This window comes from Pantoea sp. SGAir0183 (assembly GCF_043545505.1).
The window spans coordinates 1-18,295 of sequence record NZ_CP028059.1 but is presented as its reverse complement, the minus strand read 5'-3'; the positions used below and the strand labels follow the sequence as shown (position 1 = coordinate 18,295).

The following is an 18,295-nucleotide window of genomic DNA, read 5'->3' as shown; positions in this document are numbered from 1 at the left end:
GAGGCCTGGCTGAATGAGAGAGTTTTATCAGAGAGTTGATAGCGAACTGGTGTTCTTTCCCGAGCTGGGGATAGGTCGCTATCCGGTACCGTACGAACGTCCTTATAACGTGGATTACTTCGAGCGCTATAAGAGAATGGCAGACACCGAAACCGGGCGCCTGCTCACACTGTCACGCATCGAGTTGATTGCGCGCCATTACCATGGACCTGTCCTTGATGTAGGGATTGGCGCTGGACAGTTTGTTGCCTCGCGTGCAATGACGTTCGGCTATGACGTCAACCCCGCTGGCGTGGAATGGCTGAAAGAGAAAGGGCTCTACCGGGATTTATATAAAACATCCTGTCCCGCGATCAGTATGTGGGATGTGCTCGAACATATCGACGATCCGGAAGCAGCAGTAGCCAGAGCCGGTAAATTCGTATTTGTGTCTATCCCGATTTTCCGTGACAGCGCGGACATCCTCCGCTCTCATCACTTCCGTAAAGATGAACATATCTGGTACTTCACCGACGAAGGTTTGCGTAACTGGTTCAGTAAGCAGGGCTTTGAATGCGTGGAACACAATCAGATGGAATGTGACCTGGGCCGCAAGGGCATTGGGACTTACGCATTTAAGCGCATCAACTAAATCCGCATTGCGGATCCTCACCATTGGCTACCCAGCGGCGGCAGGAAGCTTTTTCACTCGACATGTAAAAAGCTAACCGGGCTTGTCCAGTTCAGAAAGTAGACAATTCCTAATTGGATAAGTCCCCGTCTGGGGGTGGATATGAAAATTATGCCTGACAAAATTGCATCAGGGGTTACCTACTGCGCGTCGGGTGGCCTGGTCTGTAACGGCCTATTCAACTGGTATGACTGGGTTTATCACCTGGACTGGAATTTTATCGGTCTGGTCAGTGGCGTGATGCTCGGTATAGCGACCTTCGTCGTGAACGCTTATTACAAGCGCAAAGAGAGCAACCGTGAAGAGATGGCCAGAAAGTTCGAGGCAGAGCAGGAGAGTTTGCGCACTGCGGCGATCCAGAGTTATTTGAACCGCTCACCCTCGCATGACGAGGACAAAGCGCCCGAAGTAGTCGATACAGTCAATAAGGCTTTGAAGCTGGCGGAGAAAGCATAATGGCTATTTCACCTGCTTTACGTAAAAGCCTCATCACAGCAGCTGGTGGCGGTGCGTTGGCCATCGCGGCTGTTCTGGTTCCAGGTCTCGAAGGCAATTCTTACACGCCATACCGTGACGTCGGCGGCGTCTGGACTGTATGCAACGGCATAACCGGCCCGGACGTGATTCAGGGGAAAACATATACCCAAAAAGAGTGCGACGCGCTTCTGCAAAAGCACCTGCAGCCCTATGCCCGGTCGGTGGAAAGGTCCGTAAAGGTGCCGTCGAATGCATATCAGAAAGCCGCACTTATCAGTTTTAGCTATAACGTCGGCATTAATGCATTCGAGCACTCATCGGTACTGCGCAATCTTAATGCCGGTCGCTATCAGCAAGCCTGTGATGGCCTTCGCAGCTGGGTATATGTTGACCGCGTGAGGATTCAGGGGCTGGCGAACCGCCGTGACGTTGAGCGGGAGATCTGCAACTGGAGCATGAACCCATGACCTGGTTAATTATTAACTGGCGCGTTGTGCTGGCGTTCCTGCTGGTGGTGTTGATAGCGGCTTTATTACTTGCTGCTGCCCACTACCGTGATTCAACACTCAGAGTGGAGCAACAGCGCGATGCGGCAATCCAGCAGACAAAATCAGCCGAGGCTGTCACCAAAAATGTTATCTCTGCCGTTCGACTGTTTAACGATATTGCAGCCTCAACGCAGGGACAGAAACAGCAGGCCAACACCGACAGCGAAAACCGAATTGTTGTTATCCGTAAGGCGGTGGAGACAGACAAATGCGCTGCTCTGCCTGTTCCTGCTACCGCTGCTAACGAGCTGCGCACGCACAGAAACCAGATTCGTTCAGGTTCCACCAGTCCCGATCCCGGTAGAATTAACCGCTGATTGTCCGGTACCGGAAATTCCCGATCCACTTACGTGGGGTAGCAGCCTGGAATTAAACGAAAGGCTGTTAACCGTGCTGGGAAACTGCAACAAGGACAAGGCCAGCATCCGCAAAATCGAATTATCCCGACAAGGTAAATAGCCTCATGTTCACTACTACCGCACTTATTACGTGGGCGCTGATTGCGTTCGTCACTGGGTTTGCCGTTGGCTGGCTGGTGGGCCTGTTCCGCTGGAAAAACAGCCCTGTTAAAGCTGAGGCCGAATCAACAGCCATTCGTGACGGGTGGCAGGATGTTGAGCAACGTTTTCAGGCTCAGATTGACGAACTGAAAAGCAAACTGGCTGAGCAGGCCATCGCTCAGCCGCAGGAGGCGCAGAGTGAAGCGCCAAAAAAGATTTAAACGATGCCCTGTTTCGTTCCAACGGGGAGCAAACCAATAGCGAGGAAATAAAGATGCCAGATGATGTAATTGAAGATAACGGCTCATCAACAGTGGTGCCAGCCCCTGTAACTGTATCGACCGATAAAACAGATGCAGTGCTTGCCAAGGTGAAAGAACTGCTGAAAGTGGCAGGCCATGACGTTGAGTCTGTATTCGACGATGTTGTTGCACTGGCTAAAAAGCTGGCGTAATCATCACAAGGCGCATTCACGAGTGCGCCTGATGATGATTAATTCTACTTCACTATTAACATTGTTGGGGCTAATGTATGAGTTGAAAAACATGGGAGGTTAAATGCAAAACATACAGTCAGCAACATTGACAAAAACTTTGAAGTACATCTCAAAAAATGGCATTCAATTCAAGTATGAAATATACCAAAGTAGTGACGGTATGTGCTTGTTTGCAATGGTTTATAGGCTATTCGAATTAATAGAAGGCTCTGAAACTTGGGTATGGGCAATGCTTGATGAAGAGGTCGTCTTACGTACCGATGGCCAGCATCCTGACTTTGCAGCGCAGGATTCACGTAAACATTTCCAAGACAATTATGCAAGTGAGTAGTTTACTAATTACTCCTTGACTTACTTTTTACTATGCATTTTTGTTGATATTTCATGGCACATTAATTTGGGTAGAAATGAAATGACTAGTGACTATTCAGTTGAGCTTTATTCTGTAGGTGAAGAACATATTTATCGCGGTGTTGCGGAAATAAAAGAGGTGGGCACATCGTTGTACATCTATGGGCCTTCAAATAGCTTACGGGCTGTCCTCGATAAAAACGATATTAAAAATTTGCGCCCTATTCGTGACAATGAATAACGAATTGCAATTTGCATGCTTCTAACAAACCGCCTTAGGGCGGTTTTTTATTGCATTGATATCACGTAACTAACCTTTACCAGAGGTTGCAATGAATGGTCGACCTATGCCGCCCGGTGAGCTAATGGAAGAGTTTAAGCCATACATATCTCTCGCTCCGGCAAATGAAATTGGCTATTGGGTTCAGGATCAGATAGTCAGCCCAGAAGGGCGTCTTTATAACCCAGACCATGCTCACCTTGCCGAAGCTGATATTGGCTTTTTATGGGCGGCATCAGCTTTCATCAAAAAGGGCCGCACGGTATTAGGACAGGCCGAAGAAGTGATGATGCGTGCGGGTGGCTGGCAAAAAGCCCGAATGGAACAGCAGTTGTATGAATGGTTTGGCCGTAAACCTGATTTCATTATCACCCTGGCGGCTGATTTCTGTATGAACTGTAGCGATCTGGAGTTCTGTGCGTTGGTTGAGCATGAGCTTTACCATTTTGCACAAAAAACAGACGAATTTGGCGCTCCTGAGTTTACGCGAGATGGACAACCCAAGCTTTGCATGCGCGGCCATGACGTCGAAGAGTTCACGGGCGTTGTTCGCCGCTATGGCGCCAGCGAAGAAGTTAAGCAGCTTATCGACGCTGCCAGCCAACCAGCAGAGGTGGCAAACATAGACATAGCCAGAGCGTGCGGCACGTGCATGCTGAGGCTCGCATAAACCAGGACAGAGCAGGACGGATGGTAAACTATGGCGGCGCTTAAACCGGAAATTAAAGCCTTTATAGTTCAATCCGTTGCTTGCTTTGATACGCCATCTCAGGTGGCCGAGTCCGTCCTGAAAGAATTTGGCGTGAAGATCAACCGCCAGCAGGTTGAGCAACACGACCCAACGAAGGCCAGCGGTAAGAAGCTGGCAAAGAAATGGGTGGACATGTTCAACGACACGCGCAACAGGTTTCAGACGCAAATAGCTGATATCCCGATCGCCAATAAGGCATACCGACTACGGACGCTTGACCGCATGGCGACGCGCACCGAAACCATGAAAAACTTTGCACTTACTGCCCAGTTGATTGAGCAGGCGGCGAAAGAGGTGGGCGACGCGTACACCAACAAGTTGAAGGTGGAAAGCACCGGGGCAAACGGTGGGCCTATCAAAACTGAGAGCGTTTCGCTGACCTCTGACGAGGCTGCGGAGCTGTATAAGAAAATGATGGGATAACTACTGGAAATAGCGGTTTCGTCACCTTTTCGGGCTATGCATTTTCGAGCCTCTTTTATGCATCGTTTATGCAGTTCGTTTTCAGCTTTTCCCTAATGAATTCATCATGAAATACGCCTTTGGCAGCTAACTTCGCGTGAGTGCTGTTTCGCCAGTGCGGGTAACATCCCTTATGTTAAATAGGGGCCAAATGACCCCAAAAAAGCTAGCTGTGAGTTTTAACCACGTGCAATTCTTGCAGGCTCATCTTCAGCAACACGAAAACGCCAGTAAAAGCCAGATTTTACCCAAACGACATCTTCACGGTTGAGCTTTAGAAAAGCATTTAAAACAGGCCGTCCTAAAACCTCGTTGCCTTCACTGTTGATGGTTAGATGAGAAACATCATTACTTTTTATTAAGTGATCAACTACATCATCTTGATAAAGGCAACCATCTTTAACGAGTGCCGCTTGCATCCACTGAGCGACTTGTTCAGTGGTCATGCTAAACAGCCTCTAATGAGGCTTCTGAAAAATGTCCCCGCTCAAGTTTACGGCCTGCAAACCACTGACACCAGTAGGTATAAGTGTTCTGATTCGTATCGTGAACTGATTGAACGGTCATGTCGGGACCACCTGATTTGAGTTTCACTTGATCGCCAACATCAAACTGGTTGCTCATAATTTTCTCCTTTTGTGTATAAGCATATTTAATATGTTTCTTTTTATTAATTCTTTCAATAACGGTTGAATAAAATGCCGATCCCATTCCCGTTCGATTTCAAGAACCCTGACTATACGCAGGTGTTTGAATGGCGGATGGAGCGGTTACAGCGGATCCGCGCTAATCCCGAAGTGTTGCCAGCGCTGAAAGCGTTCTACCGCGATAATCCTGCCCAGTTCATTATCGACTGGGGCATTACGACAGACCCGCGAAATCTTGATTACGGCCTGCCCGTGTCCATCCCGTTCCTGCTGTTCCCCAAACAGGAAGAGTGGATTCACTGGATTATGGACCGCCGCGGCAAACACGAAAACGGCATCACCGAGAAAAGCCGTGAAATGGGACTGAGCTGGACCTCAATCGGCCTGGCCTGCTCCATGTGCCTATTCAATAAAGAAATGGTGATTGGCTTCGGTTCGCGCAAAGAGGAATACGTGGACAGTACCGGCGATCCTAAAGCGCTTTTCTGGAAGGCGCGTAAGTTCGTCGAAATGCTACCCGTTGAGTTTCGCGGCGACTGGAGCGCGAAGAAGCATGCGCCCTACATGCGTGTAGAGTTCCCGACTACCGGCGCAGTGCTCAAAGGCGAAGCGGGCGATAACATTGGGCGTGGTGACCGTACCACGCTTTATTTCGTGGATGAGGCCGCGTTCCTGATGCGTCCCATGCTGATTGAAGCCTCTCTGTCACAAACCACACGTTGCCGTATCGACCTCTCATCGGTTAACGGCATGGCGAACCCGTTCGCGCAAAAGCGTCACGGCGGGCGCATTCCTGTATTTACCTTTCACTGGCGCAGCGATCCGCGCAAGGATGACGAGTGGTACCGCAAGGAGTGCGAGAAGATTGATAACCCGGTTGTTGTTGCTCAGGAACTGGACCTTAACTACGCCGCATCGGCTGAGGGTGTGCTGATCCCGAGCGAATGGGTGCAGGCTGCTATCGATGCGCATATCCATCTGGGTATCCAGCCCACTGGCAAACGCCTGGGCGCAATGGACGTGGCCGACGAGGGCCGGGATAAAAACGCTTTCTCTTCGCGTCATGGCTTCCTGCTGGAGAATATCCGCGAGTGGTCAGGCGTAGGCAGCGACATTTACGGATCGGTAGAGAAAGTCTTTGGCTACTGCGAAGAGGACCGGCTCGAAGAGTTTCGTTTCGACGAGGACGGGTTAGGCGCGGGCGTGCGCGGTGATGCACGTGCCATTAACGAACTGCGCAAAGTAGCTCGCCGACCGATGATACTGGCCACGCCGTTTCGTGGCAGCGGTGGCGTGTTCGATCCGGATGATGAAGCGGTACGCGGCGACAACGGCCAACAGGCCCGACTGAATAAGGATTTCTTTGCCAATGCCAAGGCCCAGAGCTGGTGGTATCTGCGCAAACTCTTCCAGAACACCTATCGAGCTGTAAAGGAGGGGATGGCCTACAACCCCGACGAAATCATATCGATCAGCAGCGCCATGGCGAACAAAGACAAACTCGTTATCGAATTGTCTCAGCCGACCTACTCAATAAACGGCGTTGGCAAGGTCGTCGTGGACAAACAGCCTGACGGCACCAAATCGCCTAACCTGGCCGACTCCGTGATGATCAACTATGCGCCAATGAATAGCGATCTGGACATCTGGATGCGCCTGTAACGAGGAAACGATGGCACGTAAACAAAACAGCAGCGCCGCGCGTACTCCCCAGGCTACGGCGGACAGTTACGACAATTTCATGGCCCGCGTTGGCATGCAGCAGCAGAACCAGCACGCCGCATCGTCATACCGGGCAAATTTCACCAGCCGCAACCGGCTACAGATTGAATGGGCCTACCGCTCATCGGCCATAATTGGCTCTGCTGTGGATGCCGTGGCCGACGACATGACCCGCAAGGGCATTCGCATCACCTCAGAGATTGACCCGAAAGAGCGCGGTGTAATCGAGTCACTCTTTGATGAGCTGGAACTGTGGGACCGCCTCAACGACACGATCAAATGGTCGCGCCTCTATGGCGGTGCGGTCGGTTTCATCATGATCGAGGGCCAGGCTCCGTTTACGCCTCTGCGGCTGGAGACAATTGGCGAGGGCAAGTTCAAAGGAATACTGCCGCTCGACCGCTGGATGATTAACCCTAACCTGCAGCGTCGTATCAGGGATATGGGCCCAAACCTTGGGAAGCCTGAGCGATACGACGTGGTTACGACTGCAACGGGCATACCCGCCTGGAGCATTCATCACAGCCGCCTAATCCGTTTCGATGGCGTAACGCTGCCTTATCAGCAGGCCCAGACCGAAAACGAGTGGGGCATGTCTATCATCGAACGTATCTGGGACCGCCTGACCGCGTTTGACAGTGCAACCATGGGCGCGGCGCAGCTAGTCTATAAAGCCCATTTAAGGACATACAAGGTTGATAAACTTAGAGAAATTATCGGGTTGGGTGGGAAGGCATTCGAAAATCTGCTGAAAAATTTGGATCTCATACGCATGTACCAGAGCAATGAGGGCATGACCCTCATGGATGGTAAAGATGTTTTCGAGACCCACCAGTATTCCTTTGCTGGCCTCGACGACGTGATCAGCCAGTTCGCTGAGCAGATAAGCGGCGCGACGGGGATCCCGCTGGTCCGTCTCTTTGGCCAGTCACCAAAAGGTTTCTCTACCGGCGATGCTGACCTGTCGAACTATTACGACACCATCGGTACCCAACAGGAACGTCGGTTGCGTCAGCCGCTGCGTAAGCTGTTCGACGTCATGTATCGCTCTGAGCTGGGCAAGCCGTTGCCTGATGACTTCACGTTTGAGTTTAACCCGCTCTGGCAGATGTCGGATGTTGACCGCTCGACGGTGGCTGTTAATACCGTGAATGCTATCAGTACGGCATTCAACGATGGCCTGATGACTAAAAAGGCGGCTATGACCGACCTTCGCGAAGCATCCGATGTCACCGGCATAGGTGCATCAATTACCGACGAGGATATTGCTGATGCCGAAGAAGAAGACCCGCCAGGCATCGGAGAGATTGACGACCCGAAACCGCTCAAAGGCGGCGGAGACCCGGTATCAAACGAGCCTACGCAAGATAGCGCGAGCCGTGGGCGACATAGTAAATGGCCGCTACGATGGTTCAAATGACAGCGTTCTGGAAATCATCGATGCGCTGGAAAAATACAGCGACATCATCGACGGCTGGGCGAACCGCGTAGCGAAAGAGTTTGCGCTGGAAGTCGCCCGCCAGAACGATAAGGAGTGGCGGCAGCACAGCCAGTACATCAGCGCTGAGTTGCGCCATATCGTCCAGAACACGCCGATCGGCCAGGTGATGCAAAGCATCGTCGCCGAGCAGGTTAAGTACATCAAATCGCTACCCCTTGAAGCAGCAGACCGCATCTATGACATCCAGAACAAGGCGATTGAGGCGGTTGTAGCTGGTGGTCGTGCTGAGCCCTTTGCGAAGGAAATAGCAGCATCAGGAGATGTCGCAGCATCACGCGCGCGTCTGATTGCGCGTACTGAGATTGGCCGGGCATCCACTGCGCTGACACAGGCCCGCTCTCTTGCCCTTGGCTCAACAGGCTACATCTGGCGCACCGCCGAAGATGGTGATGTGCGTCACTCGCATGCGGAGATGGAAGGCAAGTTTGTCAGTTGGGATAGACCGCCAACGCTTGACGGTTTAACGGGCCATGCTGGCGCGCTGCCTAACTGTCGTTGTTACTGTGAGGTTGTTCTTCCTCATGCAAATGTCGTCAGCCTGCCAACGGGCGACAGGATCCGCCGTGTCATAACGGTTGATGGCAAACCAGTAAGGGTTGCCGCTATCAAAATCAAACGAGCTGCTTAGGCAGCTTTTTTTACGCCTGCAGGTAACCGATGAAATATCTCTTTAATACCCGCCTGGGTGAAACCCGTTACCGGCTGGCTGACGGTTCGTTGTTGTGTAAAGACGTCCCGATTGGCCGCACAGGTTCACAGCTTTACAGCGCGCTGGACCTGCCAAAGCTTGAGCCGGATTCAGACGGGGAAATCGTCGTCGAGCGTACCGCTGATGAGGTTTTCAGCCCGGAAACGCTCGCATCCTTCGAGGGTATGACTGTAACCATCCTTCACCCCGAGGATGAAGAAGGGAATATCAAATTTGTCGATCCGGAGAACTGGCGGGAATTAGCCGTTGGACACCTTCAAAACGTGCGCCGTGGTACCGGCTCACAGTCAGACCTGATGATTGCGGACCTCATCATCAAGGATGAAGAAGCGATCGACTACATCGAAAACGGGCTGCGCGAAGTTTCGTGCGGTTACGACGCCGAGTATCAGCAAACCGCCATCGGCAAGGCAAAGCAGTACCAAATCACCGGAAACCATGTGGCTCTCGTCCCAAATGGCAGGGCCGGATCACGTTGCGCAATTGGAGACAGAAACACGATGGCAACTAAACAAAACTGGTTCACTCGCTTAAAACGCGCTGTGAAAACAGGCGATGCAGACACCATGAATGAGCTTCTGGAGTCGCCGCCGTCGAGCATGACGGGCGATGAAGGTGGCGATTTACCGCAGGGCGTTAACCTCAGTATCAACCTGGCGCCACAGCATCCCATGCCGGATCGTGATCCGGAAATGGGTGGGCTCAAAACCGGCGACAATGAAGAACAGATTCCTGCCTGGGCGGCGGCGATCATCGCGCGTCTCGACAAGCTGGAGGGCAAAACTACCGACAGCAGCGAAGACGAAGAAGATAAGCGCAAAACGGGTGACTCGGACGATGAAGACAAAGAGAAGCCAGTGACCGCCACGGGCGACTCTGCTTATCGTGCAGAACTCATCATGCCCGGCATCGACCTTACCCAGGCCATGAAGCCCACGGCGTTCAAACGTCATGTGCTGGCCTCAGCCGATCAGGCGCTGGTGCGTCAGATTGTGGGTGATGCAGCAATTAAACAACTGCCAAAACCACAGGTCGAGATGGCGTTCACCGCTGTTTCTGAACTGGCAAAAGGCCGCAACACTCAGGCGCTGCGTACAACTGACAGCATGCGTAAGCCTGGCAACTCAAACGCTGAACTCAATCAGCAAAACAAAGATTTCTGGTCTAACCGCTAAGGAAAATCCATGAGCAATGCACTTCTCTACCGGATGCCTGTTGGCAAGGCCGGTTCAATCTCACGCCCGCAGGATTTGACGGTCGAGCCGGTCATTCTGAACTCAGCCAATCCTTTCTCTGCTTATGGGCTGGTGGGCAAGTTCGTCGACGGTATGTTTGTCCCTCTTAGCGACGGCGACACAGCCGCTGTTTTTCAGGGCATCTACGTTCGTCCTTATCCCACAACTTCTACGCCTGACATGGTTCGCCAGGTTGGCGCAGATAAAAACTTTCCCGGCGATGCAATGAAGCGCGGCTATATGACGGTCAGCGTTGGCGCGGATGCCACCACCATCACGAAGGGCGCGGCGGTAAACGTCGTTGTCAGTCTGGATTCATCCATCAATGTGCCGCTGGGTGGTTTTTCCGCTACGCCCATCAACGGCAAAACGGTCGTGCTGCCTAATGCGCAGTTCACTGGTGCGGGCGATGCCGATGGCAACGCCGAAATTTCCTACAAGATTTAAGGACTGAAAATGCAGACTTTTGACCAACGCACCATTGATGGCACTGGTGCCTTTCTGGTTGGGGAGCTTGAGCGCCTCGACCAGACACTGAATGCGCCTCTGGTTAGCTATACCTGGTCGCGTGACATCCAGTTACGTGAAGACGTTTCAATTGCCGACGATATTTCGAGCTGGACCAACACCAGTTTTGCCGCGGCCGGTTCTGGTGCGAATCCCAACGGAAAAAACTGGGTAGGTAAAGACTCGACCGCGATTGCTGGCGTGAGCGTCGATATCGATAAAGCCGGTAATCCGCTCAGCCTCTGGGGCATGGAACTTGGCTGGACTGTTATCGAACTGCAGGCTGCTGAACAGGTTGGACGCCCGATCGACACTCAGAAGTATGAAGGCATGCAGCTTAAGTGGCAGATGGATAATGACGAACAGGTTTACGTAGGTGACACCGCGCTGAACCTTAAAGGCTTGTTCAATCTCAATGGCGTCACCCTCAATAACGCGCCGAAAACGTGGGCTAACTCTACCAACGATGAAATCCTGGATAGCGTTAACTCGATCCTGACCGCAGGTTGGCTGGCATCTGCATATTCAGTGGTGCCGTCCAGTCTCCGCATTCCGCCTATCCAGTATTCATTACTGGCCAGCCGCAAGGTTTCAGAGGCGGGCAATATGTCGCTTCTGACCTACCTGGCAACAAATACCATCGCTTTCCATAACAATGGTCAGCCGTTGGATATTAAGCCGGTTAAATGGCTGGCCGGTCGGGGCGTTAGCGGTAAAGATCGTATGGTGGCCTATACCAACGATAAAAAATACGTGCGCTATCCGCTCATTGCGTTGCGCAGTATCCCGATCCAGTATCGTGGCCTTTATCAACTGGTTACCTATTACGGCAAGCTGGGTGCTGTCGAACCTGTCTACCGTGAAACCATTGCCTACTGTGATGGCATCTAATCCCCTTCATGCAGCCCCGTAAGGGGCTTATCTGGAGCCTCAAATGGCAAAGAAAACACAGGTAGAAATTTTGGTTCACAAGGCATTTTTATTCACCAGTCCAAAAGGGGAGCAGACACCATTTCTCGAAGGTCGCTATAACGTTGATAAGGACGTTGCTGACCACTGGTTTGTTGCGGCTCACTCAACTCAAACGGGCGGAACATCGACCAGTGGCAGTGATGAGGAATTACAGGGTCAGATCGACAGCCTTAAAACTGAACTGGATGAAAAGGCCAAAACCATCGTTGATCTGAATGAGCAGATTGAAGCGAAGGATAAAGCCAATTCGGTCCTGTTAGAACAGCTGGAAGCCGCTCAGAAAGCCCTGAAGGATAAATAATATGGCGAAGAATGAAACGCTACCCACGGTAGAACAGTTTCGCGTCGCTTTTCCTCAGTTCGCCGATCCGGCCAGATTTCCCGACATTCCTATCACTTTTCGCCTTAACCTTGCCGACATCATGCTGAGTGAAAAGACCACGGGTAAAGAGATGTTTCCTTACCTGGTGGGATTGTTTGTCGCTCATTACATGACGCTCTGGCTGGCTGACTCTAAGGCGGCATTGGTGGGCGGCGCGGGCGGTTCAACCAACGGCGTGCAGGCGTCGAAATCGGTCGATAAGGTCAGCGTGAGCTATGACACCGGCGCGACACTGAACCCTGACGCGGGATTCTGGAATAACACGCGCTATGGCGCTGAGTTCTGGCAGCTGATCATTATGTTCGGGGCCGGAGGCCGTCAGCTATGAAATCGGGGCTCACCATTCGCAGCGATAACGCTGCTGCCATTCTTGCCGCGCTTAAGTCCATCGCAGATAAAGATGTGCTGGTGGGCATCCCAGAAGAGAAAAGCGAGCGTGATGATGTGCCGTTCGGCAATGCCGGGATCGGCTACATCAACGAAAACGGTTCACCTAAGCAAAACATACCGGCGCGCCCTCATCTTGTTCCGGGCGTGCGTTCTGTTCAGGACCAGACCTTACCGGAACTGCGCGCGGCGGCACAGGCTGCGCTCAGCGGTAACGCGGCGGCTGCGGATCTGGCCCTTAATCGTGCCGGGGTTTTAGCTGCAAATGGTGTGAAGCGCTACATCACAATCACCAACTTCACGCCGCTGGCGGAATCCACGCTTGCCGCCCGGGCGAGTCGCGGGCGTAAAGGTGCTGCGCTCGAACTGGAACGGCGTGCTGCCGGGGAGGCGCCGGACAATGCCAATGCTCGACCGCTTATTGATACTGGCCAGTACCGGCGCGCCATTACCTCTGTCGTGAGGGCAAAAAATGCCAACTCTTGATGTTTCCGATGTGCTGATGTCGCCGGAGTTTTGCGACACAGAATTATGGTACCGCCGTAACGCCCAGACGGTCGATGCGGACGGGATGGCGTCAAATGAGGTCACACGACAGCAGTTTGCTGGCGTGGTGACGGTTGACCGCTCCCTGGAGGCCCGGCGTATGGAAGCCGGGCAGGTTATCGCTGGTGCAATTCTTGTCATCACCCCGACCCAGTTAATCAGCGGTAAAACCGCGCTGGATGCGGATATCGTTGAATACGCTGGCGCGGATTACCGTGTCACCTTCGTAGATCCGTATCCGCGCTATGGTGCCGGTTTTGTTCAGGCTCACTGTGAGCTACAGCCGTTTGACGGTGGCGCAAATGAGCAATGACAGCACGCAGGCGGGGTATCTGACGCCTGTCAGCGCGCCACAGGCTTACGATGAAACGCTGGAACGTCTGCTCAGCCGATGGGTAAAAGCGCTTTGTAGCCTTCCTGACGGGATGGTGCGACCGCGCTGGACGCCGGTTCAGGCGGCAATGCCTGCGCAGGAGGTTAACTGGTGCGGATTCGGGATCACCGGCTTTACCGGGGATGATTCCCCGGCGTTTGTGCAGCAGTCGGAAGATGATGCTCAGATGTGGCGCCATGAAATTGTTGAATGTATGGCCTCTTTTTATGGTCCGTCGAGCCAGCAAATTGCCACCCTGTTTCGCGATGGTATGCAGATCCCCCAGAACAACGCAGAACTAAACAGCATCGGATTGTCATTTTTTGATGCCAGTCCCGTTTCATCATTCCCCGAACTCATCAACAACCAGTGGGTGCGTCGCTACGACGTCACCGTGCGCATGCGCCGTAAAGTGATCCGCGATTATGGGGTTAAAAGCCTTATCGGCGGACAAATTTCAATCTTCGGAGAGTAACCTATGTCACAGGGATTACCTGTATCCAACGTGGTCAACGTTGATGTGCTGCTGTCGCCAACGGCGGCAACGGGGCGCAACTTTGGATCGCTGCTCATTCTCGGCACATCAACGGTTATCCCTGTGTCCGAGCGAATTCGCCTTTATACCTCATCCTCCGATATCGGCAGCGATTTCGGTACTGACAGCCCGGAGTATCAGGCAGCACTGGTCTATTTCTCACAGTCGCCCGCGCCAACGCAGGTTTATATCGGTCGCTGGGCTAAAACGCTCAAATCTTCCGAGGCGGGACCAGCCGAAACCATGCTGCAGGCCGTAAACGCCGCCCTGCAGTTTAACAACTGGTATGGCCTGGCAATTGCTGACAGCGCGAACCTGCAGGATGCTGATTTGCTGGCTGTGGCGGCAGCGGTTCAGGGTGCCAGCGTCAGCCGCATCCTGGCAGTATCAACGTCCGATCCGAAAGTGCTTAATACGGGCGATACGTCGAATATCGGCTACAAACTGAAAGCGGGCAGCTTTGGCCGCACGTTCTGGCAGTACAGTTCCACCAGCAAATACGCGGCGATTTCGGCGTTTGGTCGTGGCTTTACCGTTAATTTTAACGGCTTCAATACCGCCATTACGCTGAAATTCAAACAGGAGCCGGGCATCACTTACGAGGTGCTGACCAGCCCGCAAGCCGCCGCTATCGATGCCATTAACGGTAACGTTTATGTGTATTACGCCAACGACACCGCAATCCTTCAGCAGGGTGTTATGGCAAACGGCGATTTCTTCGACGAGCGACACGGCCTGGACTGGCTGCAGAACTATGTTCAGACCAATTATTTTAACCTGCTCTACACCTCCCTGACCAAAATCCCACAGACCGACGCTGGTGGAACGCGCCTGCTTGCGAACGTGGAAGATTCAATGGACCAGGCGGTAACAAATGGCCTGATTGCGCCCGGCGTCTGGACAGGTGGCCCGCTGGGCGAACTGTCGTCCGGCGATACGCTGACTAAAGGCTATTACGCCTACATTCAGCCAATGGCCCAGCAGGCACAGGCAGACAGACAGAAGCGAAAAGCACCACCTGTTCAGGTGGCCTGTAAGCTGGCCGGTGCCATTCATTATGGCGACGTCACGATCAACGTAGTGCGCTAAGGGGAAACTGATGGCTACTTATTCATTTATGGACGTTACGGCGTCCCTTACCGGGCCATCCGGCGCGCTTGACCTGGGTTATGGCTCAGCGAACTCCGATGAGGGGATCGTGGTTGCGATGTCAGAGGCAAAAAACACGATGACAACAGGTGCTGACGGCGAAGGCATGCACAGCCTGCATGCAGGCAAAGCCGGTACCGTCACCGTTAACCTGTTGAAAACATCCCCGCTCAATAAAAAGCTGTCAATCATGTACAACGCCCAAAGCCTTTCATCAACGCTCTGGGGTAACAACGTTATCGTGGTGCGTAACACAGCATCGGGTGACCTGGTTACTGCGCGCGGATGTGCGTTCCAGAAACAGCCGGATTTCAGCAATCCGAAAGTAGCAGGCATCGTTGCCTGGGTTTTTGACTGCATCAAAATTGATGAACTGCTCGGGGAGTATTAACAGATGGAATTTCAGATCAAAGGCATCGACTATCGCACTTCGAAACTCAGCGTTTTCGATCAGCTTAAAGTGTCGCGCAAACTGCTTCCTGTGCTGGCGGGACTCCTGGCGGAATATGGCAGCATTCGCGACATGATTCCAAAGAAGGGCGATAACGATGCCGATCCTGAGCATTACAGCGCGATTTTTGAGAAAGTCTTGCCCAAGGTAGCCGACCAGCTGGCAGCACTCAGCGAAGAAGACACCAACGCTATTATTTTTCCCTGTCTGGCAGTCGTCTCTCGCCGTCAGGACAAATCATCATGGGTGCCGGTTGCGCGCCAGAATGAACTGATGTTCGACGACATCGATTTGCTGAGCATGCTTCAGATGGTTGGTCGCGTGGTGGGCGACAGCCTGGGAAATTTTTTGCCCGCACTCCCCGACAAAGAGACGCCGCCCCCGCCAGCGGCCTGACGCTCGACACGCTTCCGGATGGTGAAGATTACCTGATGCGCCCGGTAGATGCCGGGTACATCAGTTATTCGGACCTTAAAAACGGCGCTTTAGATCTGGCAGACATTGCCCGCATGAATGACTGGCTGGATTTAAAAGCCGATAACAACGCGCGGATCCGCCGCTGGGAGCAACAAAACCAATGAATGCCGAAACCATCAAGGACTTTCTGGTCAGCCTGGGCTTTCAGGTTGATGAGGCCGGTTCACGTAAATTTAATGCTGTTGTGGCCGGTACCACGCTGCAGGTTGTGAAAATGGGGGCGGCCGTCGAAGGTGCGGCGCTCTCCATCCTTGCCTATACGGCAAAGATTGCCAGCGGTCTCGATCAGCTTTACTGGTCCTCGCAACGTACAGGCGCAACGGTCGCTGGTATACAGCAGATTGGCTATGCCGTTTCACAGCTGGGCGGTACCGCTGAGGGTGCCCGGTCATCGCTGGAGAGCCTGGCGCGCTTCATGCGTAACAGCCCTGGCGCTGAGGGGTTTCTCAATCGTCTCGGCGTGCAGACCCGCGACGCCAGCGGCAATATGCGCGACATGGCCAGCATTTTCACGGGTGTGGGCGACAAGCTACGCAACATGCCTTATTACCGGGCGAACCAGTATGCCCAGATGCTGGGCATTGATGAAAACACGTTGCTGGCCATGCGCCGTGGCGTGGGCCAGTTCAGTGCGCAGTATGCGCAGATGGCGAAGGCGATCGGCTTCAACGCCGATCAGGCTGCTGTCAGTTCTAACCGCTTCATGACGTCACTGCGTTCATTCGGCCAGATGGCATCGATGGCACGGGATAAAATCGGTTCCAGCCTCAGTGAGGGCCTGGCGGGTTCCATTGATAACCTGCGCAAACAGGTCATCGATAACTTCCCGAAAATAGAGCAGGCCATCACCAGTGGCGTTAAAGGCATACTGTGGCTGGCTGACGTGATAGGGCGTGTCATCTTTCGCCTTATTGAGGCCGCTGGCGATATAGAAAGTTGGTGGGCATCGCTGGATAAAGGAACCAGGCAACTGATTGAAGTGTTTGGGGCGCTGGTTATTGCCTGGCGAATCCTGAATACCGCTTTCCTTACTTCTCCCATTGGCATTATTACGATGCTGGGTGCTTCCATACTGGCGTTGTATGACGATTACAGAACGTGGAAGGAAGGCGGGAAGTCGCTGATAGACTGGAAAAAATGGGAACCTGAAATAACCAGTGCTGTTAAGGCAATTAAGGATCTCAAAAACTCTCTTCGCGATGCAGGCGACCAGCTTGCCCGCCTGCTCAACATCGATTTAAGTAACTGGACACTGAAAGGCGACATCCAAAACCTGACCAGACAATTTGGTGAGTTGGGCAAAATGTTGTCGATGATTGGTGATCTGATGAGTGCCATCAACGAAGGGCGATGGGTCGATGCAGCACGCATCGGCAGTCAGATTTTACATCAGGGCAAAGGCAATGCTGATGCGCTTCCGGCTGTTTCTTCAAGCGCTGAGGGTGCAGCCGACTGGTTGAAGGATAAAACAGGCTTTGATCCGCGCAGCATTGGTCAGACGGTAAATGGCTGGTTCGGAGATGTTAAACGACCTCAGCCAACGAAAGCGGGCGCCGCGTTACTCGGCTGGATGCAACCGGCATTACAGCGGCTTGAGCAACTGTACCGACTACCCGAAGGTTTGCTGCGTAGCGTGGCAATCGCGGAATCGTCTGGTGACCCTATGGCGATGTCTGGCGCTGGCGCAGAGGGACTTTTTCAGTTAATGCCCGGAACTGCCAGAGATTTGGGTTTGCGGAACGGTGAAGCATTCGATCCGATGAAGTCAGCACAGGCCGCAGCTAAATACCTTTCGCAGTTGCTTAAATCCAACGGCGGCGACCTCAGCAAAGCGCTGGCATCGTATAACTGGGGGATTGGTAACGTGCAGAAGCACGGCATGGCGCTGTTACCCGAGGAAACCCGCAACTATATCCCACGAGTGATGAGCAACATGCCGTCTGGTGGTGCCCAGGTCAGCCAGGAAACAAACATTTATATCCATGGTGTGACAGATCCGGGAATGGCCGGTAAAGCCGTTGCCGATCAGCAGACGTCCGTCAATTCTCGTTTAAGCCAGACATTATCAACGGGGCCGCGTTAATGGATATTTTATCAACGCTGTTTTCTCTGCAGAGTCGAAAAATAGGGATGATGATCCCCGATGTGGTAGTGAGCGAAAAGCACA

28 protein-coding genes are annotated in these 18,295 nt (G+C 52.9%); 26 read left to right on the top strand and 2 right to left on the bottom strand.

Annotation, left to right across the window (positions count from 1 at the left end):
* The first annotated feature begins 13 nt into the window (after window positions 1-13).
* From C1N59_RS22435 to C1N59_RS22390, 10 genes are all read left to right on the top strand, one after another.
* Entirely contained in the window at window positions 14-631 is a 618-nt protein-coding gene (locus tag C1N59_RS22435; protein WP_227008716.1) for a methyltransferase domain-containing protein, read from the top strand.
* 141 nt (window positions 632-772) lie between these two features.
* Complete coding sequence (locus tag C1N59_RS22430; RefSeq protein ID WP_089517265.1) at window positions 773-1,126, top strand: class II holin family protein; 354 nt, start codon at window positions 773-775, stop codon at window positions 1,124-1,126.
* Window positions 1,126-1,614, top strand: a complete 489-nt coding sequence (locus C1N59_RS22425; RefSeq protein ID WP_089517266.1) for a lysozyme — start codon at window positions 1,126-1,128, stop codon at window positions 1,612-1,614. The genes C1N59_RS22430 and C1N59_RS22425 overlap by 1 nt, the downstream gene beginning before the upstream one ends.
* On the top strand, window positions 1,611-2,012 hold the full coding sequence (locus C1N59_RS22420) for a DUF2570 domain-containing protein (protein ID WP_394551348.1): 402 nt from the start codon (window positions 1,611-1,613) through the stop codon (window positions 2,010-2,012). The genes C1N59_RS22425 and C1N59_RS22420 overlap by 4 nt, the downstream gene beginning before the upstream one ends.
* Window positions 2,013-2,158: 146 nt before the next feature.
* Window positions 2,159-2,416: a hypothetical protein gene (locus C1N59_RS22415; protein ID WP_089517267.1), complete on the top strand. Its 258-nt coding sequence runs from the start codon at window positions 2,159-2,161 to the stop codon at window positions 2,414-2,416.
* A gap of 53 nt (window positions 2,417-2,469) precedes the next feature.
* A complete protein-coding gene (locus tag C1N59_RS22410) occupies window positions 2,470-2,649 on the top strand; it encodes a hypothetical protein (protein ID WP_089517268.1) in 180 nt (59 codons plus the stop codon).
* Between the two features lie 103 nt (window positions 2,650-2,752).
* Complete coding sequence (locus tag C1N59_RS22405) at window positions 2,753-3,022, top strand: hypothetical protein (protein WP_089517269.1); 270 nt, start codon at window positions 2,753-2,755, stop codon at window positions 3,020-3,022.
* Between the two features lie 81 nt (window positions 3,023-3,103).
* Window positions 3,104-3,283 (top strand): hypothetical protein, encoded by a 180-nt coding sequence (locus tag C1N59_RS22400; RefSeq protein WP_157982872.1) that lies wholly within the window; start codon window positions 3,104-3,106, stop codon window positions 3,281-3,283.
* Window positions 3,284-3,374: 91 nt separating this feature from the next.
* Complete coding sequence (locus C1N59_RS22395) at window positions 3,375-3,992, top strand: putative metallopeptidase (protein WP_089517270.1); 618 nt, start codon at window positions 3,375-3,377, stop codon at window positions 3,990-3,992.
* Window positions 3,993-4,022: 30 nt separating this feature from the next.
* Window positions 4,023-4,496: a DUF2280 domain-containing protein gene (locus tag C1N59_RS22390; protein ID WP_028715505.1), complete on the top strand. Its 474-nt coding sequence runs from the start codon at window positions 4,023-4,025 to the stop codon at window positions 4,494-4,496.
* 218 nt (window positions 4,497-4,714) lie between these two features.
* Here C1N59_RS22390 and C1N59_RS22385 read toward each other — a convergent pair whose 3' ends face one another.
* A complete protein-coding gene (locus tag C1N59_RS22385; RefSeq protein WP_089517271.1) occupies window positions 4,715-4,981 on the bottom strand; it encodes a DUF6953 family protein in 267 nt (88 codons plus the stop codon).
* A gap of 1 nt (window position 4,982) precedes the next feature.
* Window positions 4,983-5,159 (bottom strand): YodC family protein, encoded by a 177-nt coding sequence (locus tag C1N59_RS22380; RefSeq protein WP_089517809.1) that lies wholly within the window; start codon window positions 5,157-5,159, stop codon window positions 4,983-4,985.
* 74 nt (window positions 5,160-5,233) lie between these two features.
* Between C1N59_RS22380 and C1N59_RS22375 the strand changes: the two genes are divergently transcribed.
* The 16 genes from C1N59_RS22375 to C1N59_RS22300 are packed head-to-tail and all read left to right on the top strand — an operon-like array spanning window position 5,234 to window position 18,211.
* The gene (locus tag C1N59_RS22375) at window positions 5,234-6,844 is read left to right on the top strand and encodes a TerL protein (RefSeq protein ID WP_089517272.1); all 1,611 of its coding nucleotides are present in this window, start codon (window positions 5,234-5,236) and stop codon (window positions 6,842-6,844) included.
* 10 nt (window positions 6,845-6,854) lie between these two features.
* A complete protein-coding gene (locus tag C1N59_RS22370; protein ID WP_089517273.1) occupies window positions 6,855-8,324 on the top strand; it encodes a DUF1073 domain-containing protein in 1,470 nt (489 codons plus the stop codon).
* Window positions 8,284-9,033 (top strand): phage head morphogenesis protein, encoded by a 750-nt coding sequence (locus C1N59_RS22365; RefSeq protein WP_089517274.1) that lies wholly within the window; start codon window positions 8,284-8,286, stop codon window positions 9,031-9,033. Before C1N59_RS22370 ends, C1N59_RS22365 begins: the two co-directional genes overlap by 41 nt.
* A gap of 29 nt (window positions 9,034-9,062) precedes the next feature.
* Entirely contained in the window at window positions 9,063-10,289 is a 1,227-nt protein-coding gene (locus tag C1N59_RS22360; RefSeq protein WP_394551343.1) for a DUF2213 domain-containing protein, read from the top strand.
* Between the two features lie 9 nt (window positions 10,290-10,298).
* Window positions 10,299-10,796: a structural cement protein Gp24 gene (locus tag C1N59_RS22355; RefSeq protein WP_089517276.1), complete on the top strand. Its 498-nt coding sequence runs from the start codon at window positions 10,299-10,301 to the stop codon at window positions 10,794-10,796.
* A 9-nt stretch (window positions 10,797-10,805) separates the two neighbouring features.
* Entirely contained in the window at window positions 10,806-11,747 is a 942-nt protein-coding gene (locus tag C1N59_RS22350) for a DUF2184 domain-containing protein (RefSeq protein ID WP_238493742.1), read from the top strand.
* A gap of 43 nt (window positions 11,748-11,790) precedes the next feature.
* Complete coding sequence (locus tag C1N59_RS22345) at window positions 11,791-12,129, top strand: STY1053 family phage-associated protein (RefSeq protein WP_394551340.1); 339 nt, start codon at window positions 11,791-11,793, stop codon at window positions 12,127-12,129.
* A gap of 1 nt (window position 12,130) precedes the next feature.
* Window positions 12,131-12,538, top strand: a complete 408-nt coding sequence (locus tag C1N59_RS22340) for a DUF4054 domain-containing protein (RefSeq protein WP_394551338.1) — start codon at window positions 12,131-12,133, stop codon at window positions 12,536-12,538.
* Window positions 12,535-13,083 carry a hypothetical protein gene (locus C1N59_RS22335; protein ID WP_394551336.1) on the top strand — a complete coding sequence of 183 codons (549 nt, stop codon included), beginning with the start codon at window positions 12,535-12,537 and terminating at the stop codon, window positions 13,081-13,083. Before C1N59_RS22340 ends, C1N59_RS22335 begins: the two co-directional genes overlap by 4 nt.
* Window positions 13,070-13,456, top strand: coding sequence for a head-tail adaptor (locus C1N59_RS22330; RefSeq protein ID WP_394551334.1), 387 nt, complete (start codon window positions 13,070-13,072; stop codon window positions 13,454-13,456). The genes C1N59_RS22335 and C1N59_RS22330 overlap by 14 nt, the downstream gene beginning before the upstream one ends.
* Window positions 13,446-13,991: a phage neck terminator protein gene (locus tag C1N59_RS22325; protein WP_394551332.1), complete on the top strand. Its 546-nt coding sequence runs from the start codon at window positions 13,446-13,448 to the stop codon at window positions 13,989-13,991. The genes C1N59_RS22330 and C1N59_RS22325 overlap by 11 nt, the downstream gene beginning before the upstream one ends.
* A 3-nt stretch (window positions 13,992-13,994) precedes the next feature.
* On the top strand, window positions 13,995-15,140 hold the full coding sequence (locus C1N59_RS22320) for a DUF3383 family protein (RefSeq protein WP_394551330.1): 1,146 nt from the start codon (window positions 13,995-13,997) through the stop codon (window positions 15,138-15,140).
* Between the two features lie 10 nt (window positions 15,141-15,150).
* A complete protein-coding gene (locus tag C1N59_RS22315; protein WP_028715493.1) occupies window positions 15,151-15,591 on the top strand; it encodes a DUF3277 family protein in 441 nt (146 codons plus the stop codon).
* A gap of 3 nt (window positions 15,592-15,594) precedes the next feature.
* Complete coding sequence (locus C1N59_RS22310; RefSeq protein WP_394551328.1) at window positions 15,595-16,047, top strand: phage tail assembly chaperone; 453 nt, start codon at window positions 15,595-15,597, stop codon at window positions 16,045-16,047.
* A gap of 35 nt (window positions 16,048-16,082) precedes the next feature.
* Window positions 16,083-16,232: a DUF6889 family protein gene (locus C1N59_RS22305; protein WP_028715491.1), complete on the top strand. Its 150-nt coding sequence runs from the start codon at window positions 16,083-16,085 to the stop codon at window positions 16,230-16,232.
* On the top strand, window positions 16,229-18,211 hold the full coding sequence (locus C1N59_RS22300) for a lytic transglycosylase domain-containing protein (RefSeq protein ID WP_394551326.1): 1,983 nt from the start codon (window positions 16,229-16,231) through the stop codon (window positions 18,209-18,211). The genes C1N59_RS22305 and C1N59_RS22300 overlap by 4 nt, the downstream gene beginning before the upstream one ends.
* The last annotated feature ends 84 nt before the right edge of the window (window positions 18,212-18,295 follow it).

What these genes read in the sequence shown, in the direction of transcription:
- C1N59_RS22435 (WP_227008716.1), top strand. Translation starts at nt 14, where the DNA reads ATGAGAGAGTTTTATCAGAGAGTTGATAGCGAACTGGTGTTCTTTCCC.
- C1N59_RS22430 (WP_089517265.1), top strand. Translation starts at nt 773, where the DNA reads ATGAAAATTATGCCTGACAAAATTGCATCAGGGGTTACCTACTGCGCG.
- C1N59_RS22425 (WP_089517266.1), top strand. Translation starts at nt 1,126, where the DNA reads ATGGCTATTTCACCTGCTTTACGTAAAAGCCTCATCACAGCAGCTGGT.
- C1N59_RS22420 (WP_394551348.1), top strand. Translation starts at nt 1,611, where the DNA reads ATGACCTGGTTAATTATTAACTGGCGCGTTGTGCTGGCGTTCCTGCTG.
- C1N59_RS22415 (WP_089517267.1), top strand. Translation starts at nt 2,159, where the DNA reads ATGTTCACTACTACCGCACTTATTACGTGGGCGCTGATTGCGTTCGTC.
- C1N59_RS22410 (WP_089517268.1), top strand. Translation starts at nt 2,470, where the DNA reads ATGCCAGATGATGTAATTGAAGATAACGGCTCATCAACAGTGGTGCCA.
- C1N59_RS22405 (WP_089517269.1), top strand. Translation starts at nt 2,753, where the DNA reads ATGCAAAACATACAGTCAGCAACATTGACAAAAACTTTGAAGTACATC.
- C1N59_RS22400 (WP_157982872.1), top strand. Translation starts at nt 3,104, where the DNA reads ATGACTAGTGACTATTCAGTTGAGCTTTATTCTGTAGGTGAAGAACAT.
- C1N59_RS22395 (WP_089517270.1), top strand. Translation starts at nt 3,375, where the DNA reads ATGAATGGTCGACCTATGCCGCCCGGTGAGCTAATGGAAGAGTTTAAG.
- C1N59_RS22390 (WP_028715505.1), top strand. Translation starts at nt 4,023, where the DNA reads ATGGCGGCGCTTAAACCGGAAATTAAAGCCTTTATAGTTCAATCCGTT.
- C1N59_RS22385 (WP_089517271.1), bottom strand. Translation starts at nt 4,981, where the DNA reads ATGACCACTGAACAAGTCGCTCAGTGGATGCAAGCGGCACTCGTTAAA.
- C1N59_RS22380 (WP_089517809.1), bottom strand. Translation starts at nt 5,159, where the DNA reads ATGAGCAACCAGTTTGATGTTGGCGATCAAGTGAAACTCAAATCAGGT.
- C1N59_RS22375 (WP_089517272.1), top strand. Translation starts at nt 5,234, where the DNA reads ATGCCGATCCCATTCCCGTTCGATTTCAAGAACCCTGACTATACGCAG.
- C1N59_RS22370 (WP_089517273.1), top strand. Translation starts at nt 6,855, where the DNA reads ATGGCACGTAAACAAAACAGCAGCGCCGCGCGTACTCCCCAGGCTACG.
- C1N59_RS22360 (WP_394551343.1), top strand. Translation starts at nt 9,063, where the DNA reads ATGAAATATCTCTTTAATACCCGCCTGGGTGAAACCCGTTACCGGCTG.
- C1N59_RS22355 (WP_089517276.1), top strand. Translation starts at nt 10,299, where the DNA reads ATGAGCAATGCACTTCTCTACCGGATGCCTGTTGGCAAGGCCGGTTCA.
- C1N59_RS22350 (WP_238493742.1), top strand. Translation starts at nt 10,806, where the DNA reads ATGCAGACTTTTGACCAACGCACCATTGATGGCACTGGTGCCTTTCTG.
- C1N59_RS22345 (WP_394551340.1), top strand. Translation starts at nt 11,791, where the DNA reads ATGGCAAAGAAAACACAGGTAGAAATTTTGGTTCACAAGGCATTTTTA.
- C1N59_RS22340 (WP_394551338.1), top strand. Translation starts at nt 12,131, where the DNA reads ATGGCGAAGAATGAAACGCTACCCACGGTAGAACAGTTTCGCGTCGCT.
- C1N59_RS22335 (WP_394551336.1), top strand. Translation starts at nt 12,535, where the DNA reads ATGAAATCGGGGCTCACCATTCGCAGCGATAACGCTGCTGCCATTCTT.
- C1N59_RS22330 (WP_394551334.1), top strand. Translation starts at nt 13,070, where the DNA reads ATGCCAACTCTTGATGTTTCCGATGTGCTGATGTCGCCGGAGTTTTGC.
- C1N59_RS22325 (WP_394551332.1), top strand. Translation starts at nt 13,446, where the DNA reads ATGAGCAATGACAGCACGCAGGCGGGGTATCTGACGCCTGTCAGCGCG.
- C1N59_RS22320 (WP_394551330.1), top strand. Translation starts at nt 13,995, where the DNA reads ATGTCACAGGGATTACCTGTATCCAACGTGGTCAACGTTGATGTGCTG.
- C1N59_RS22315 (WP_028715493.1), top strand. Translation starts at nt 15,151, where the DNA reads ATGGCTACTTATTCATTTATGGACGTTACGGCGTCCCTTACCGGGCCA.
- C1N59_RS22310 (WP_394551328.1), top strand. Translation starts at nt 15,595, where the DNA reads ATGGAATTTCAGATCAAAGGCATCGACTATCGCACTTCGAAACTCAGC.
- C1N59_RS22305 (WP_028715491.1), top strand. Translation starts at nt 16,083, where the DNA reads ATGCGCCCGGTAGATGCCGGGTACATCAGTTATTCGGACCTTAAAAAC.
- C1N59_RS22300 (WP_394551326.1), top strand. Translation starts at nt 16,229, where the DNA reads ATGAATGCCGAAACCATCAAGGACTTTCTGGTCAGCCTGGGCTTTCAG.